Origin of the sequence: Rhizobium sp. Root1220 (assembly GCF_001426265.1) — a bacterium.
Taxonomy (GTDB): domain Bacteria; phylum Pseudomonadota; class Alphaproteobacteria; order Rhizobiales; family Rhizobiaceae; genus Rhizobium.
The window spans coordinates 102,419-119,074 of the sequence record NZ_LMDG01000032.1; the positions used below are offsets into that span (position 1 = coordinate 102,419).

Consider the following 16,656-nt stretch of genomic DNA (forward strand, 5'->3'; position numbering starts at 1 on the left):
TTCGATAGTCCTGGACTGGATGCCACCGCGCGCGGCGCCAGTCGGGTCTGTATTATCTCTGGCAAGCGGCCGTCATGGCCGCATCGCCTATACAATCGGGCGAGGGGACAGTCACTACAGTCGTCGCCATCGCCTGCTGTCCGGTCGGTGTCACCGCTGTGGGTGGAACCGCGTTTGCCCGTGGGGTCTCAGGTGGCAGATCCGGCAATGGTACACGGGGACCGATTGCTGGCGGCAGGGCAGCGGGCGCCGGGCGGACAGGCCGGCGAACGACGGGAGAAGTACGCACGGCGACCGGGGCCGGTTCATAGCCGATCGGCATTGCGACATCCCGATAGCCGCCCACGTCGGGGTAAATCGGGCTTCCAGTGCGGCCGAGAGCGGGATCGGTTCCCTGCTGATTGCCGAAGGGGTTCCAGATTTCGCCGTCGAACGTGCCGATAATGGTATAGCCGTAGACGATGCTCAGGAGCTGCCGCTCCGTTGCCCGTGTGTCGCAGAGCCTGAGTCGCACCTGGATCATGCCGAAGTTTCGAGCCTGCGTCTGCGCCGATCGGCTGGAGCGGATTTGCTGCCAGGCATAGATGCAGGTGTCGCCGGTCGCGCTGCGACCGGAGCCATAACCAAAGGGACCGTAGCTGTTCTGCAGGAAAGTAGCCGACCGGACCATGGGCACGCCCGGGACGGCGGCAAACATTTCGCGCGAAATGCCGCTTTCGCTGACCATACGGAAGCCGGCATTGCCTGTGCCGGGGTTGGTGCCCGATGCGCCGAGGAACTGCACTTTCAGGAAATTCTGGTCCGGTACGGTGGAGGACGTAAACAAGGATATCGTCTGCTCTACACCGTTGCCGCGCTTGCGCTCTACGACGCTCACGATTGACGGGCCGCCTGGAGGTGGAAGGGCAAGTGCTCTTTCGCTTGGGACTGTTTCGGCAACCGTCGGCTGTCTGATCCCGCCCGTTGAAGCGCAGGCGGTCGCAAGGGCGGCTAGCACCACACAGGATGTTGTCTTCAGCAAGCGCATGGTCTGTAGCCGCCGCAACGTCTTTCCTCACATCCCTGCGCAATTCCCGCGGCGGATTTTCGAATCAACGACCCACAGGACCGCTATTGAGAATTAGCAGTTGCCATGGTTAACAAAGGGTTAAGATCGGCTTCCTCAAGCGGCGTTGGGCGCTCAACAAATCCCCTTGGACCACCAATTTTCCTGCGGATTGCCAGAGCACGGGTGTCGTCCCCAGCGACCGGGAAACAGGTTCCGGGGCTTCTGAAGCCCTGGAACCGTTTCAGGGGAAAGACTCCTGTCCCCTTGCAATGCGTCAGGCGGAACGCAGTGCGCGTTACGCTTGCCAGTCATCCGATGTCACATGTGCCGGGCTGTTGGCGAGCGAGTAGGCGTGAATGTAGTCGATGTGAAACTGGGAACTGTTTGGCAGACCGTTGGTAGGGGTTCCTGCCGTTCCGCCAATGGCAAGATTGACCAGCATATACATCGGGCTGTGCATATCGGCTGGCGTGTCTGCATGCGCGACCGCTACATCGTCGAAATACCAGACGATCTGATCCTCGTCCCACAGGACGCCATAGGTGTGAAAACCTTCGGTGCTTCCCACCTTGACGGGAGTGGACTGCATCGTATGTCCGCCGTTCTGCTGGCTGTGAACGGTGACGTTGACGGTGTTCGGGTCCTGTCCACGCATCTCGACGACATCGAGCTCAGGCGGCCAGGAGCCGTCTTCGGGCAATAGCCAGAAAGCGGGCCAGGCGCCTTGCTCCGTCGGCATGTCGGCGCGGATCTCGAAATAGCCGTAGGTCTGCGCAAATGAAGAATGTGTCGTGAGAATGCCCGACGTATATTCGTAGCCATCGACCTGGGGCTTGAGCGCGGTAGGCGTGTGGCTGGCCGTGATGGTCAGGACGCCATTGTGCACAGAGAAGGGGTTGACCGACGAGGTTGGAGCGTAGGAGGGGTTGATGTACCACTGCTGCTCTCCGTTCCCCGGAAGGGTGCTGCCCTTGTCGGGAGCCCACCAGAACTTCGCATCCCAGACGCCTTTATCGCCATTGCGTAGGGATAGGCTGTTGAATTCGTCCGCAAATGCAAGCTTCAGGCTCGATCGGTCCAGGGTCAGCTGAAACTGATCCGAGTGCAGGTCCGCGGCCGTCTTGTTCGCAAGCACCAGGCTTTCGCCGCCGCCGAGATCCAGTCGCAGATTGGCGCCCACCTGCGTTGCGTGCTTGAGGACCTGATCGAAACTTGTCAGGCCGTACCCATTCAGCCGGATGGTATCATCACGGCTGAAGTCGACGATGAGGTCGCTGCCGTTGCCACGCGTGAAGAGGAACGTGTCGGCGCCGCCACCACCGATCAGCACGTCATTGCCTGCCCCGCCGTCGATCGTCTGGCTGCCCGATGCGCCCGAAATGATGTTGTCTGCGCTGTTGCCGAAGGCATATCGGCCGTTGCCCGTGACCGTTAGATTTTCGAAATTCTCGGGCAGCGTGTAGCTCATCCACGTTTCGATTGTGTCGACGCCGGCACCTGGCGCTTCAGCGACGCGATTGATGCTCGAGTAGAGATAGTAGATATCGTCGCCCGTGCCCCCTTTCATCGTGACGTTGACCGAGCTGTCACCCCAGATCGAATCATTGCCGGCGGTGCCGTTCAGTACGGGTCCCGAACCCGTCGCTGAAAACCAGGCGCTCGATGCACCGCTGTAGAAAAGCTTTTGACCAACGGCGTTCTGAATTGATTGCGGCATGGTTAGCTCCTTCTGTTGCCGCGAGAAGCCTACCAGTCCGCAAGGCGGAAATATACCTATACGCGTATATATTAGAAAAATAGGTGTCAAACTCGCGGTATAGGCGACTTCATCCTTAATCGTTGCTCTCGCCGCGGCAGGAGTGTATCGATCCGATGCGTCGCGGCTTCGGGCCTGACGCGCTGCCGATTACTCTTCCCTGAACGCTCTGGCGGCCTGATCGATGAACGGCTTTGCGAGATAGGCGAGGGCAGTTCGCTCGCCGGTTTCCATGAATGCTTCCACCGGCATGCCGGCGATCGGCACCAGCGTGCCGACGCGCTGCCATTCCGTGCTCGGTATGTGAACGCGAACCCCGTAGTAGGATTGGCCGCTGCGTTGGTCGGTTATGAGGTCCGCAGTCACACTCGACACTCGGCCGTTCAATTCCGGAGCCGTGCGTTGACTGAAGGCTGAAAGACGCAGCGTCACGGTCTGGCCCACAGTCACCTGATCGATATCCTGGGGAGATAGTTTCAGTTCAGGCGTCAGGTCATCGCGATCGGGCACTATCTGCATGATGGCCTGGCCCGACGCCACCACGGCGCCGGCGGCGTGAACCGCGAGTTCGTGGACCACTCCCGCCTGCGGAGCGCGAATGTCAACATGCTTCAATTCATCCTCTGCCGCGACAAGGCGTTCGGAATATTCGCCAAGGTCGCCTTGTGCCTGTCGCAGCTGTTCGGATACTTCACTGCGATTGTCGTCACTCACCTGAATGACCTGCAGTTCCGTTTCGGCTATTTTCCCCCTCACTTCCGCCGACGCAGCGACGAGCCTGCCGAGCTCGCCTTTCAAGTCGGCGGCGTCGCGCTGCAGCGCGTAGACGCGGGTTGCGGGAATGATCCCCTGCTGGAGAAGTGGCTCTAGGTTGGCAAGCTCCTTGCCGATGATGTCTATCGATTGACGGTTGCCTTCCTGTTGCGAGGTCAGGCCGTCCGCTTCCCGACCGAGTTGGCGCACCCGCTCCTGCAGCTGCGCCTTGCGCCCTCTCAGCGACGACTTCCGATCATCGAAAAGTCTGCGCTCTCCTTCGATCAACGCCGCGCGTTCATCGGGTGCCGCGTCGTTCACCAATGACGGAAATTCGAGCGTTTCCCGGCCGTCGCGTTCTGCGGACAGACGTGCGGTGCGCGCTGAAAGCTGCCTCACTCGTCTGGAGACAATTGCGAGCGTGGCTCGCGTCTGCGTATCGTCCAGATGAACTAGAACCTGACCAGCCTCGACGCGATCGCCATCCCGGACGAACACCGCGCCAACAGTTCCACCCTTCTGGTGTTGAACCGGCTTTATGTGACTATCGACAACAAGGGTACCCGACGCAATGACCGCGCCGTTGAGGTGGATTGTTGCTGCCAGACCGCCGAGCACACCAACCAGGATGATCGTGGCGGTCAGCGCCATCAGTGTGAGCCGCCTGATCGCGCGTTCAGCCAACGGAGCGTTCGTCCCGATCATTGCGCGGTCCCCTCGTTTGCGCGCCGGAGGCGATATGACGGGACGGCCATGGACACCGGGGCCATCGTCTGCCCAAGAACGTCGCCCTTGGGACCGAAGGTCTGCAACCTGCCATTGGCAAGGACCATGACCTTGTCGACGCTTGCGAGGGCACTGGGGCGATGTGCGATGACAATCGCCACGCCACCGCGCCGACTGACGCCAAGGATTGCGTGCGCGAGCGCGGCGTCGCCCTCAGCGTCCAGATTGGCGTTGGGTTCGTCGAGAACGACCAGGAATGGCTCGCCATAAAGCGCCCGTGCCAGCGCCAGCCGCTGGCGCTGGCCCGCAGACAGGATTGCACCCTGTTCGCCGATCCTGGTGTCGAAACCTTCCGGGAGCTGCACGACCATCTCGTAGATGCCGGCGGCGCGGGCTGCAGCAACGACCATCTCGGATGAAGCGGATGGGTCAAAACGCGCAATGTTCTCTGCAATCGAGCCGTCGAAAAGGCAGACATCCTGCGGGAGGTACCCGATGTGTTTGCCGAGTTCTTCGGGATCCCATTGCGACAGTGCCGCTCCGTCCAGCCGGACAGCGCCTGCAAGGGGTGACCAGAGCCCGACCAGCGCGCGCGCCAGTGAGGATTTTCCCGAAGCGCTCGGACCGATGACACCGATCGCCTCGCCAGCCTTCAATTCGAATGACACACCATGGATAATCGGTGTTGTCGATCCCGGCGCGGCAAGATGAAGGTTCTGTACCCTGAGCCCCTCGACCGGCCTGGGAAGCTGAACCTCCGGTCTTTCGATCATCGTCATCTCGCCAAGTCTGACGAGACGCGACCAGCTCTCTCGTGCGGCCGCAAAGCCCTTCCATTGACCGATTGCCAGTTCGACCGGCGCAAGTGCGCGACTGATCAGGATGGAACTTGCAATCATGATGCCGCCCGTCGCCTCCTGCCGGATAACAAGCACCGCGCCGACCGCGAGCACACCGGACTGCAACATCAGGCGAACGACCCTGGACACGGTGGACAGAAGAGCCGTGACGTTGTTTGCGTGAAGCTGGTTTTGAAGGTAGCGGGCGTTGATGTCCGCCCATCGCTCTCCAAGCCGGTTCCCGAAGCCCATCGAGGCCACGGCCTCGGCATTTTGCTTGGTAGCCTCGGCAAGGGTCATGCGTTCCAGACCGATTCTGTTTGCTTCCTTCGCAGGTCCGCGCGATCTCAGTTCCGTAACGATCGTCAGGCCAACAAGCAGCAGGGCGCCGGCGAGAGCGACGGCCCCGATCCATGGATGAAACAGGAAGCAGAGTCCGAGATAGAAGGGCATCCACGGCAGATCGAATAGCGCCGTCGGACCGGGGCCTGAGAGGAAGCCGCGCACGGTGTCGATATCGCGCAGCGATTGGAGGCTACTTTGCGACGTGTGCCTTTTCGAAGGCGCGATGACGAACGATCGGAAGACCACTTGGCTGAAACGCTCATCGACCGATTGTCCGACGCGGGCGAGCAGCAGGGTGCGGATCAACTCAAGGATGCCCTGAAAGGCAAAGAGCGTTGCGGTTATGATGCCCAATCCGACAAGCGTCGGCAGGCTGCGTCCCGGGATGACGCGATCGTAGACCTGCAACATGAAGAACGAGCCCGTCAACGCCAGAATGTTGACGACACAACTCGTCACCCCGACTCCGAGAAACGCGGTTCGCAAAGACGAAAGGGCCGCGAGCAGAAAGACACCGGGCTTGGGTTGCTTTGATTTGGACAACTTGCCTCTCGAATCAGTGGCTAGGTCATGGGCAGCGGCTTCCGGACACCATGGACCAGTTCGCACCAAACGGCCAATCCGGCGAGGCGTATTCCGATGCACTTCACGTGCTATATGCAGCGCATCATTAATGGATGGTTACCAACGGGAGAGCCTTTCGCACCAGCTTGAAGCATCTCCACCTAGATAACCTAGCCAACGGACTCAAGTGCTTCGCGTAGCGTCTTCACTTGTTTGTTCAGGGCTTCGAACTGTCCAGCCGTCATGCCGGAGCGCTGCAACAGCGTGTCGCCGAGACACTTTGCTCTGACGATGAGATCGCGACCGGAGGCGGTGAGCCAGACATGAACCTGACGCTCGTCAGTCTTGCTACGGCGTCGTTCAAGCAGCCCGGCCTGCTCGAGGCGCTTCACGGGTGGCGTGATCGTGCTCGATTCCAGTGACAGCCGATCGGCGATCGCGCCGACCGTCATTCCATCATTCTCCCACAGAACACTCAGGACGAGGTATTGTGGATAGGTGATGCCCAGCTCATCGAGCATGGGCTTGTAGGTTCTGGTTATGGCTAGGCTCGCTGCATAGAGCGAAAAGCAAAGCTGGTCGTCCAAAGGAACAAGGGGATTGGCGGACATGGATCGTCTCCTGACGCGTGCCGTTTCGTTATCCTACCACGAAAAATAATATCGCGATAATATTTTAGTAGACAACGGGGTGTAGTGGGTTTACCCATACGTATATCGCGATAATAAATATCGCGCCATAAATTAAATGGAGGGCAAAATGAGCCAGTTGAACCATCAGGCGACCCGCCGCAACGTAATGGCCGCCGGTCTCGGCCTTGTCGCCGCTACCGCAACCTTATCCCTTATCCCGACCGCACAAGCGGCGGCGACAAAGCAACCACCAAGAGGCAAGGACACGATGAGCAGCGGAACGATCACGACCAGCGACGGCACGCAGATTTTCTACAAGGACTGGGGAACCGGACAGCCCATTGTATTTCACCACGGCTGGCCGCTAAGCGCCGACGACTGGGATGCGCAGATGCTGTTTTTCCTGAATGAGGGTTTTCGCGTTATTGCGCACGATCGCCGCGGTCACGGGCGCTCGAGCCAGACGGCAAACGGCAACGACATGGACACCTACGCTGCCGACATGGCGGCGCTAGCCGATCATCTTGACCTGAAGGGCGCCATTCATGTTGGCCACTCGACGGGCGGCGGCGAGGTTGCTCGCTATGTGGCACAATACGGCGGAAAGGGCAGGGTTTCCAAGGCGGTGCTGATCGGTGCCGTACCTCCCGTCATGGTCAAGTCAGCCTCCAATCCCGGTGGTCTGCCGATCGAGGTCTTTGACGGCTTCCGCGCCGCTTTGGCTGCCAACCGTGCCCAGTTCTTTCATGATATTCCAGCCGGGCCATTCTATGGCTTCAATCGTCCGGGTGCAAAAATCTCGCAGGGTGTAATTGAAAACTGGTGGCGCCAGGGCATGATGGGTGGGGCAAAGGCGCATTACGATTGCATCAAGGCGTTTTCGGAAACCGACTTTACCGAGGATCTGAAGAAGATTGATGTGCCGGTCCTGGTGATGCACGGCGAAGACGACCAGATCGTTCCGATCGCCGATTCAGCCCTGCTGTCTTCGAAGCTGCTGAAGAAGGGTACGCTGAAAGTCTACAAGGGCCTGCCGCACGGCATGGCCACGACACACGCGGACATTATCAATACCGACCTGCTGGCGTTCTTCAAGGCTTAGTCTTACTTCGCAAAAGCAGCGCCCTCGTCACCGGGGGCGCTCGCGTCAGCGTCGTTACTGGAGTGGAACGACTTCGGCCGGTAGATCGCGGAAGTGCTAGGCACCGCCAATCCAAGATTTCAGAACCGATGCGTAGATGCCGACGGCCGCGACGCTGCATACCCAAAGCGCAACAAACCAGACTATTCTTTTCCAGCCTCCGGGTCCCATATTGATATCCTTTCATGGTTCGCCGTGCCCTCTGGAAACCCGCGGCGTGTCTATCCGCCAGGTCGAGGGCCTGCGCGAGAAGCTTATTGGGGTGGCCGCCCCGACAGCGAAGCTGCCGTGGGACCCGACCGGTATGCGCCCGGTTCGTACTGGTCGGCCACTGCCAGGTCGACGGATCTCCGGTAGTCTGCCAGTTGCGATCGGAACCGGTTGGCATCAAAGCCGACAACCGTGCCGCTTCGCGTCAAGCGCGTAGCAGCACGTCGGGCGATCATCAGATAGGCAAACCGCGCCTTGAGCGCGCGCATGCCGGTGCGTCCGTTGGTCGGGGTGTTGATGAGTGAGATCATGATAGCCTCCGCGAAGGTTTCCGTTTGGAACGATTTCGTTGAGGCAAATTGTAGACGCGGACCCTCGCCGGTTGAATCATACGTAAGTGTATAGCGTCTCCTGCCTCCGCTCAGGTCAATGCTGATCCGTCGCGGGCGGAACTATTCGTGGCCAGGAACAATCGACCTTTTGACGTCGTTTCCTCATGCGCTCACGGCACGGCTCTCCAGCACAAAATCCCGGTCTTCTACACCATCGTATAGTATCCGATGGACCACAGTCTGATTTAACTGGCGGTCGTCAACCCGTAGTTTTCGAGGCAACAGAATAGGTCGCCGATGACACGGTCCAAGGGGGCGGATCACGCGATTTCGCATTCTGGCAGATCGAGGATTCGCTATGACATCCATTCAATACTCTGCTGAATCCAAGCCTGTTCGGTCGATGAGGAAAAGACTGGCGGCCCTCGCCGCCGGGGGATTGATCCTTGCCGTCGTGGCCGCTGTCGGCCTTGCCAAGTTTCCGTTTTGGGCGAGCGCTCCGGGTCCTGCCGCCGCACCATTGATACCCGTGCAGATCGCGACCGTGACGCGCCGGGATGTTCCGGTCTACCTCGACGGGCTTGGTACGGTTCAAGCTTTCAATACGGTAACGTTGAAGACCCAGGTCGATGGCCAGTTGCAGAGCGTCCTGTTCACCGAAGGGCAGAACGTCAAGAAGGGCGATCTTTTAGCGGTGGTCGACCCGCGCCCTTTCCAGTCGGCTCTTGACCAGGCCGTTGCGAAGATCGAGCAGGACAAGGCCAACATCGCCAATGCTCAGTACCTGCTCCAGAAGGATCAGGAGCTTGCGACAAAGATTATCACGACCGCGGAGCAGGTCGAGATGCAGCAGGCCACGCTCGACGGCTTTAAGGCCCAGCTCACACAGGACCAGGCAGCCCGGGATGACGCGGCCGTCCAACTCTCCTACACCCAACTTAGGTCCCCGATCGACGGCCGGACAGGCTTCCGGCAGGTTGATCAGGGAAATCAGGTGCAAACAACGGATGTGAATGGTGTGGTGGTGATCACCCAGACGCAACCGATATCCGTTATTTCGACCTTGTCGGAGGACGATCTCCCGGTGTTGCAGACCGCCCTCAAGGCAGGCCCTGTTCAGGTCACCGCGTTTACCCGCGACGGCGGAACAGCGTTGTCCACGGGGACGCTGTCCACGATCGACAACGAGATCGACCAAACCACTGGAACCGTAAGGCTGAAGTCGACCTTCGCGAATGCTGACGAGAAACTTTGGCCTGGGCAGTTCATCGATCTCAGAGTCCTTCAGAAGACGCTAGCCGGGGCCACAACGATACCGTCGCCGGCGCTGCAACGAGGCCCCGAGGGGTTCTTCGTTTACCTCGTGAATAGCGACAACACGGTATCGCCGCATCCCGTTACTCCCGGGCCAATCGCGGACGAAACGACGGTGATTGCCAGTGGCCTGTCCGCCGGCGAACGTGTGGTGACTTCGGGTCAGTATCGCCTCGAACCCGGAAGCAAGGTTTCATTTGCGAGCCCATCGGTCGTTGCTCCTTCCGCGACGAGCAAGGGGAACTAGCGCGATGTCGATGTCTTCCTGGTTTATTCGACGGCCGATCGCAGCCTCGCTTCTAATGGTTGCGCTGTTGGCAATCGGCGCAGCGGCGTACCCGTTTCTCCCGGTTGCACCCTTGCCGCAGATCGATTTCCCGACAATTCAGGTGACCGCGCAGCTTCCCGGAGCGGCGCCGGAAACGATGGCCTCCTCCGTCACGCAACCCCTGGAGCGCCAGTTCGGCGAAATTCCCGGATTGACCCAGATGACGTCGGTGAGCACGCTCGGCGTCAGCTCGATCACGTTGCAGTTCGACTTGTCTCGCAGCGTCGACGCCGCTGCCCAGGACGTGCAAACTGCGATCAACGCCGCAGGCGGCCAGTTGCCGACCGACCTGCCGTCGCCGCCAACGTATCGTAAGGTAAACCCCGCCGATCCACCAATTCTGGTCATCGCGCTGACCTCGGACACGCTGCCGCTGACGCAGGTGGACGATTATGCTGAAAATGTGCTCGGCCAACACATCAGCCAAATTTCCGGCGTGTCCCAGGTTCTCATCTTCGGCCAGCAGAAACCTGCGGTAAGGGTCCAGGTAGACCCCAAGAAACTTGCGGATCTTGGTCTCGCGATGGAAGACGTGCGCAGCGCCATCGAAACCACCACGACCGATACGCCGAAGGGAACCATACAGGGGAAGGCCCGAACCTACACGCTTTACGACAATGATCAGTTGCTGACGGCAAAGCCATGGAACAACGCCATCATTGCCTATCGCAATGGCGCGCCGATCAGGGTGTCGGATGTCGGCAAGGCAATCGACGGAGCCGAAAACGACCAGCTGGCGGCCTGGGCCAACGGCAAACCCGCGATCATTCTTCCCGTCTTTAAATTGCCGGGTGCAAACGTCATTCAGACGGTCGATCAAATCAAGGCAGCCCTGCCGCAACTGCAGGCAATCGCTCCAGCGGCGCTCCACATCTCGATCCTGAGCGACCGAACCGTCACAATCCGTGCTTCGGTGCAGGATGTCGAATTCACGTTGATGCTGACGATCATCCTCGTCGTCATGGTCATCTTCATATTCCTCAGAAGTTTCTGGGCGACGGCAATTCCCAGTGTGACCGTACCCCTTGCGCTGGTGGCTACGCTCGCCCTGATGTACGTGGCCGGGTTCAGCCTGGATAACCTCTCGCTCATGGGATTGAGCATCGCTGTCGGCTTCGTGGTGGATGACGCAATCGTCATGCTCGAGAACATCCAGCGACACATGGAGCACGGCAAGACGCCAAAACAGGCGGCGATCGACGGAGCCAGCGAAATCGGCTTCACCATTATATCCATCAGCCTTTCGCTCGTGGCAGTGTTCATTCCGCTGCTTCTCATGGGCGGCATTGTAGGCGTGCTGTTCAGGGAATTCGCCATCACCGTCACAATGACGATAGTGGTCTCGGCAATTGTCTCGCTGACGTTTACGCCGATGATGTGCGCCCGGTTCATGAAAGCCGAGTCGGCTGAAAAGCATGGCAGGCTCTACATGATTTCCGAACGCGGCTTTGAAGCTTTGCTGCACGGCTACCGTGTCACGCTCGACATCGCCTTGAAGCATCACCGGATAACGCTTGGCGTCTTCCTGTCCTCGCTCGTCGCAACCGGCTACCTGTTCGTAGAAATTCCAAAAGGTTTCTTTCCGATACAGGACACCGGCCTGATCACGGGACAGTTGCAGGCCGCGCAGGATATCTCCTTCGCCGAGATGTCGCGTCTTCAATTGAAGGCAGGCAAGCTCGTTTCTTCCGACCCTGGCGTTGCTTCCGTGGCCATGACTGTTGGCGGGGCGTCCGGTTCAACGGTGAACGTCGGTCGAATGTTCATCACGCTGAAACCGCTCGATGAAAGAGACGCTTCGGCAAGCCAGATCATCGATCGGCTTCGGCCGCAGATGGCGCAGATGGAAGGCGCCAAGCTTTACCTCCAGCCTGCTCAGGACATCAACGTCGGCGGCAGGAGCTCCGCAACCCAGTTCCAATATACCTTGCAGGATGGTGACGCCACCGAGCTGAACGAGTGGGCAACCAAGCTCCTCGCCAAAATGCAAGCAATGCCGGAATTGGCCGACGTCGCGACCGATCAGCAGAACGACGGCGCAACCGTCACTCTGAAAATCGATCGGGATCAAGCGTCCCGTTTCGGCATCTCGCCGCAGACCATCGACGACACGCTGGACGACGCATTTGGCCAGCGGCAAGTCACGCAATACTTCACCGACCTGAACAGTTATCACGTCGTTCTCGAGGTGGCGCCGGAATTTCAGAATTCTCCGTTGGCGACCAACCAGCTTTACATAAAGTCGCCGCTGACCGGTGCGCAGGTTCCCCTCAACGTCCTGGTCAAACAGACCACCAAACCGACGAACGTGCTGGCGATCAACCACCAAGGCCAGTTTCCATCGGTGACGCTGTCGTTCAACCTCGCTCCCGGTATTGCGCTCAGTCAGGCCGTGGCCGTTATCCAGCATGCTGAGACGACCATGGGAACGCCTGCCACGCTGATCGGAACGTTCCAGGGCAATGCTCAGGCCTACCAGGCGTCTCTTTCGAGCGAACCGCTGCTGGTGCTGGCCGCACTCGCCGTAATCTATGTTATTCTGGGTGTTCTCTATGAAAGCTACGTCCACCCGCTGACCATTCTCTCGACGCTTCCATCCGCCGGATTGGGTGCGCTCGCGATGCTGTGGATCTTCGGTTTCGACTTCACCGTCATCGCCTTGATCGGCGTGATCCTGCTGATCGGCATTGTGAAGAAGAACGGTATCATGATCGTCGACTTCGCTATTGCCGCGGAACGCAATGAAGGGCTGTCTTCGGAGGAGGCTATCCGCAAAGCCTGCCTGCTCCGCTTCCGGCCAATCATGATGACAACATGCGCCGCACTTCTGGCCGGGGTGCCGCTGATGCTCGGACACGGCACGGGCTCTGAACTTCGCCAGCCTCTTGGCTATGCGATGGTCGGCGGTCTGCTGCTGAGCCAGGCAATGACCCTGTACACGACGCCGGTCATCTATCTCTACCTCGACAGACTTCAAGAACTCTTGACCGGTCACCGAGAAACCGAGGCGACCAGCCACGCGCCCGGCGAGTGAATTTGTAACCCACGATCTACACCAAACAGACAATGAAGGAGACGCATATCATGGATCCAATTTCTCGACGCAAAGTACTGGCGCTGGGCGCCGTCGGCGGTACCGCACTTGCCGCAGGATCAGTTCGGGCAGCCACGTTCGGCAATCCCGATCAGCCGCCGGAAGGCGCGATCAACGCCAACCCGGGTGGCCTGTCGGATCCGGGGCCGCAGGACCCCACCCTCGACAGCCAGTTCCCGTCTTTTGAAAGCCCGCCGGCAACTGACGTCGGTAACATGCAGCTGTTCTGGGCCTCGTTCAACAATGCGCCGAAACGCATCCAGAACGGTGGCTGGGCGCGACAGGTCACCCAGGAAAGTTTCCCGATCTCCAACACCATTGCCGGCGTCAACATGCGCCTCGGCCCCGGAGGCATCCGCGAGTTGCACTGGCATCGTGCGGCCGAGTGGGCGATCATGACGAACGGCCGCTGCCGTATCACGGTGCTCGACCCAAAGGGGCGGGCTTACGTGCAGGACGTCGGCGAAGGCGATCTCTGGTACTTCCCGGCTGGCTACCCGCACTCGCTGCAGGGCCTCGGTCCGGACGGCGCCGAATTCGTCCTCGCATTCGATGATGGCAATCAGTCTGAATACGGCACGCTGCTGGTGAGCGACTGGCTTGCACACACGGAGCCGGATCTGTTGGCCGCGAACTTCGGCGTCTCGAAAGACGTATTCAAGAACATTCCGCTGCAAGATCTCTGGATTTTCCAGGGCGAGGAACCTGGACCGCTGTCCATCGATCAGGAAGCCGTGGCTTCCGGCGGCCTCCCGCCTTTCCCCTTCACCTTCAGGCTCGGTGCTGCCAAGCCGTTCAAGGAAACCAAGTCCGGCAACATCAAGCTCGCCGACAGCTCCACCTTCAACGTCGCAAAGAACGTTGCCTCGGCGATCGAGACGATCAAGCCGGGTGCGGTGCGCGAAATGCATTGGCATCCCAATGCGGACGAATGGCAATACTGGATCAAGGGCCAGGGCCGCATGACGGTGTTCGACGCCGGTCCGCGGGCGCAGACAGCCGATTTCCATGCAGGCGACATCGGCTATGTCAAGAAGCAGCAGGGACATATCATCCAGAATACCGGCGACGAGGATCTGGTGTTCGTGGCCGTCTTCAGGACGGACGAATACCAGGAGATCGGTCTCTCGGATTGGCTGACGCATACGCCGCCGGCACTGGTCTCCCAGCACTTCAACATCCCGGCAAGCGAGATCGCCAAGTGGCCGGCGAACCAGCCCGGGATCGTGCCGGAATGACGACGGCACGTCAGTGCGCGACACCGGGCGGCTAGCACGTCGCTTCCTGATACACAGGCAGACAGAGCGGCGGTACCATCGACCTTCAAGGTTGATGGTACCGCCGCAGTCGTTTGGGCATCGCGTATTTCCGGAGCCTGTCCAACGTTCCGTCCGGCATGACGCAGTTCTCATCGGCTCAGTTGCTATATCCGGCTGACAAGCCCGTGAACGCAGACCAGCGCGGCGATTACCGTCCAGGCGGGACGCCAGCGGACCGAGAAAGCCGCTAAAGGCGAAAATACGCCGGGTGAAAGCAGTGTCGGGAGGCTTTTCCGTTTGGCGTGGTCAACGCAATCGAACAGCGCGGTTGCTGCCGTTGAAGCCGCTCAGGGTCCGGTGCTGCAGTGTTGTCCGGTGTCTCGTGCCAGTGAGTGCGCGCGGGCGGTCACATCTGATGGCTGCGGGATTGAAGATGACAGCAGAAAGCCGGCTCTCCAATCGAAAGCCGGCTTTGTTCAGTATCCGAAGCGCCCCCGAATTCATCGACGGGGCGCTCTGGTGACGTGCTTGTTATGATGTTGCGAAGGGCACGGCGACAAAGGTCGTCTGACCGGCACGTTCGATCAACAGAAGGACCGTTTTCCTTCCCGACTTCGCGGCGTCTGCGACGGCGGTTTTCGCATCACGCGCATCATGCACTTCCCGGTCATTCACCTTGGTGATGATATCGCCAGCCTGGATGCCCGCGGCCGCAGCCGGCTTGTCGGGATCGATGCTGGCAACAACCGCGCCATCGACATTCTGAGCGAGCTTGAGTTCGTCCCGGATTTCCGGTGTCAAATCAGCGAGGCCGATTCCGAGTGCGGGACCCACCTGATGGTGCCTGTCCGAATTTTCCGCCGCGGCCTGCTTGTCCTGCTCGTCACTCCCGCCGATGGTCACGTTCAGTTCGGCGGTCTTTCCGCCCCGCCAGACCGTTACGACTTCCTTGTCGCCGGGGACGAGGTCAGCTACCAGCCGCGAGAGATCCTTCGGGGTATTGACGTCGTTGCCGCCCACGCGCGTGACAACGTCGCCGCTCTTGATGCCGGCCTTGTCGGCAGGCGTTCCATCGGTGACCGAGGTGATCAACGCGCCCTCGGGCTTCGCGAGGCCGATCGCATCGGCAATCTCCGGAGTGACAGGCTGAAGCTGCACGCCGAGGTAGCCGTGATCGATAGAGCCGCTTTTCTCGAGCTTCGCGATGATCGCCTTCGCTTCGTCGGAGGGTATGGCAAATCCGACGCCAACGCTGCCGCCGTTCGGCGAATAAATGGCAGTGTTGATACCGACGACCTTTCCGTCGCGGTCCACCAGCGGGCCGCCGGAGTTTCCGTGATTGATCGGCGCGTCGATCTGAATGAAGTCATCATATGGCCCGCTATGCAGATCGCGGCCGCGTGCCGACACGATACCCGCAGTGACCGTCGTGCCGACACCAAACGGATTGCCGATTGCAAGGATCTGATCGCCTAGCTTAAGAGCGCTCGAGTCGCCCCACGCGAGGGTCGGGAGCAGCTTCGGGGCCTGAACCTTGAGCACTGCGAGGTCCGACTTCGGATCGGCGCCGACGAGCGTCGCCGGCAGTTCGGTGCCGTCATCCAGGGTAACCCTGATATCGGCTGCGTTGTCGATCACGTGATTGTTCGTCACGATGATGCCACTGGGGTCCACGATGAATCCGGAGCCGAGCGCTTGTGCAACGGGGCCTCGTTCTGGCTTTTGCTGAGCCCCCGGCATCCCTTGTTGCTCTAAAAATTTCTTGAACTTCTTGTCCATCGGGGAACCATCGTCGGTTGCGCTCACATCGGTTCCCTTCATGGTGGTCACGATCGTCACGACGGCGGGCTTGTCCGCCTCGACGATCGAAGCAAACGAACCGCCCGAGTCCACGGCTCCCTCGACCTGCGCGGGAGCGGCGAGAACGCGCGAGGGGTTGATTGTAAAGGGCAGGGAAGCCGCACCGACGATGATGGCTACGCCCACCGCCGCTGTGGCAAGATGTGTGCGATGAATATTCGACATGTCGAGGTCCTTGGTTCGTGTGTTTCCGATGGCGGCCCTCATCCCGATTGGCGGAACGCCGCGGCTGCTATGCGCATGAAGGCGCTTCAACTGAAGGAACGCAAACGGACACGTCCTTGAGTGAATTCAGGGTCTTACCTGCCGCGAATCTACACTTGGGGGAGGGGCTGAGCTACCATACGGACGTCTAGGACAGGCTATATTCAAGCCTTAGAGCATCACCCCAAATCGAATGGCTTGCTCGCCAAACCCCATGATTGAGCGACCCGGCTAAAGGCTTGACGATGCCG

General features: G+C 59.9%; 12 protein-coding genes. 4 read left to right on the forward strand and 8 right to left on the reverse strand.

Annotation, left to right across the window (positions count from 1 at the left end; genetic code table 11):
- Positions 1-52 precede the first annotated feature (52 nt).
- The 5 genes from bcsN to ASC90_RS17610 form a co-directional block, all read right to left on the reverse strand.
- The gene (bcsN, locus tag ASC90_RS17590) at positions 53-1,027 is read right to left on the reverse strand and encodes a cellulose biosynthesis protein BcsN (RefSeq protein ID WP_056542926.1); all 975 of its coding nucleotides are present in this window, start codon (positions 1,025-1,027) and stop codon (positions 53-55) included.
- A 316-nt stretch (positions 1,028-1,343) separates the two neighbouring features.
- Complete coding sequence (locus ASC90_RS17595) at positions 1,344-2,765, reverse strand: family 16 glycosylhydrolase (RefSeq protein WP_056542928.1); 1,422 nt, start codon at positions 2,763-2,765, stop codon at positions 1,344-1,346.
- A gap of 189 nt (positions 2,766-2,954) precedes the next feature.
- Entirely contained in the window at positions 2,955-4,262 is a 1,308-nt protein-coding gene (locus ASC90_RS17600; RefSeq protein ID WP_056542929.1) for an HlyD family type I secretion periplasmic adaptor subunit, read from the reverse strand.
- Positions 4,259-6,010, reverse strand: a complete 1,752-nt coding sequence (locus ASC90_RS17605; RefSeq protein ID WP_056542931.1) for a type I secretion system permease/ATPase — start codon at positions 6,008-6,010, stop codon at positions 4,259-4,261. The genes ASC90_RS17600 and ASC90_RS17605 overlap by 4 nt, the downstream gene beginning before the upstream one ends.
- 191 nt (positions 6,011-6,201) lie before the next feature.
- Positions 6,202-6,642 carry a MarR family transcriptional regulator gene (locus tag ASC90_RS17610; protein ID WP_056542933.1) on the reverse strand — a complete coding sequence of 147 codons (441 nt, stop codon included), beginning with the start codon at positions 6,640-6,642 and terminating at the stop codon, positions 6,202-6,204.
- Positions 6,643-6,790: 148 nt separating this feature from the next.
- On the opposite strand from ASC90_RS17610, the gene ASC90_RS17615 reads away from it, so the two are divergent.
- On the forward strand, positions 6,791-7,765 hold the full coding sequence (locus ASC90_RS17615; protein WP_056542935.1) for an alpha/beta hydrolase: 975 nt from the start codon (positions 6,791-6,793) through the stop codon (positions 7,763-7,765).
- Between the two features lie 96 nt (positions 7,766-7,861).
- Here ASC90_RS17615 and ASC90_RS30410 read toward each other — a convergent pair whose 3' ends face one another.
- Positions 7,862-7,975 carry a DUF2474 family protein gene (locus ASC90_RS30410; RefSeq protein ID WP_082519964.1) on the reverse strand — a complete coding sequence of 38 codons (114 nt, stop codon included), beginning with the start codon at positions 7,973-7,975 and terminating at the stop codon, positions 7,862-7,864.
- 83 nt (positions 7,976-8,058) lie between these two features.
- Positions 8,059-8,325, reverse strand: coding sequence for a hypothetical protein (locus ASC90_RS17620; protein ID WP_056542936.1), 267 nt, complete (start codon positions 8,323-8,325; stop codon positions 8,059-8,061).
- A gap of 379 nt (positions 8,326-8,704) precedes the next feature.
- Here ASC90_RS17620 and ASC90_RS17625 point away from each other — a divergent pair, with 379 nt between their 5' ends.
- The 3 genes from ASC90_RS17625 to ASC90_RS17635 are packed head-to-tail and all read left to right on the forward strand — an operon-like array spanning position 8,705 to position 14,320.
- Complete coding sequence (locus ASC90_RS17625) at positions 8,705-9,907, forward strand: efflux RND transporter periplasmic adaptor subunit (RefSeq protein WP_056542940.1); 1,203 nt, start codon at positions 8,705-8,707, stop codon at positions 9,905-9,907.
- Positions 9,908-9,911: 4 nt separating this feature from the next.
- Positions 9,912-13,022, forward strand: a complete 3,111-nt coding sequence (locus ASC90_RS17630) for an efflux RND transporter permease subunit (protein WP_056542942.1) — start codon at positions 9,912-9,914, stop codon at positions 13,020-13,022.
- A gap of 50 nt (positions 13,023-13,072) precedes the next feature.
- Complete coding sequence (locus ASC90_RS17635) at positions 13,073-14,320, forward strand: cupin domain-containing protein (protein ID WP_056543586.1); 1,248 nt, start codon at positions 13,073-13,075, stop codon at positions 14,318-14,320.
- Positions 14,321-14,872: 552 nt separating this feature from the next.
- Here the strand turns inward: ASC90_RS17635 and ASC90_RS17640 are convergent.
- Positions 14,873-16,366, reverse strand: a complete 1,494-nt coding sequence (locus ASC90_RS17640) for a DegQ family serine endoprotease (RefSeq protein ID WP_056543589.1) — start codon at positions 16,364-16,366, stop codon at positions 14,873-14,875.
- Between the last annotated feature and the right edge of the window lie 290 nt (positions 16,367-16,656).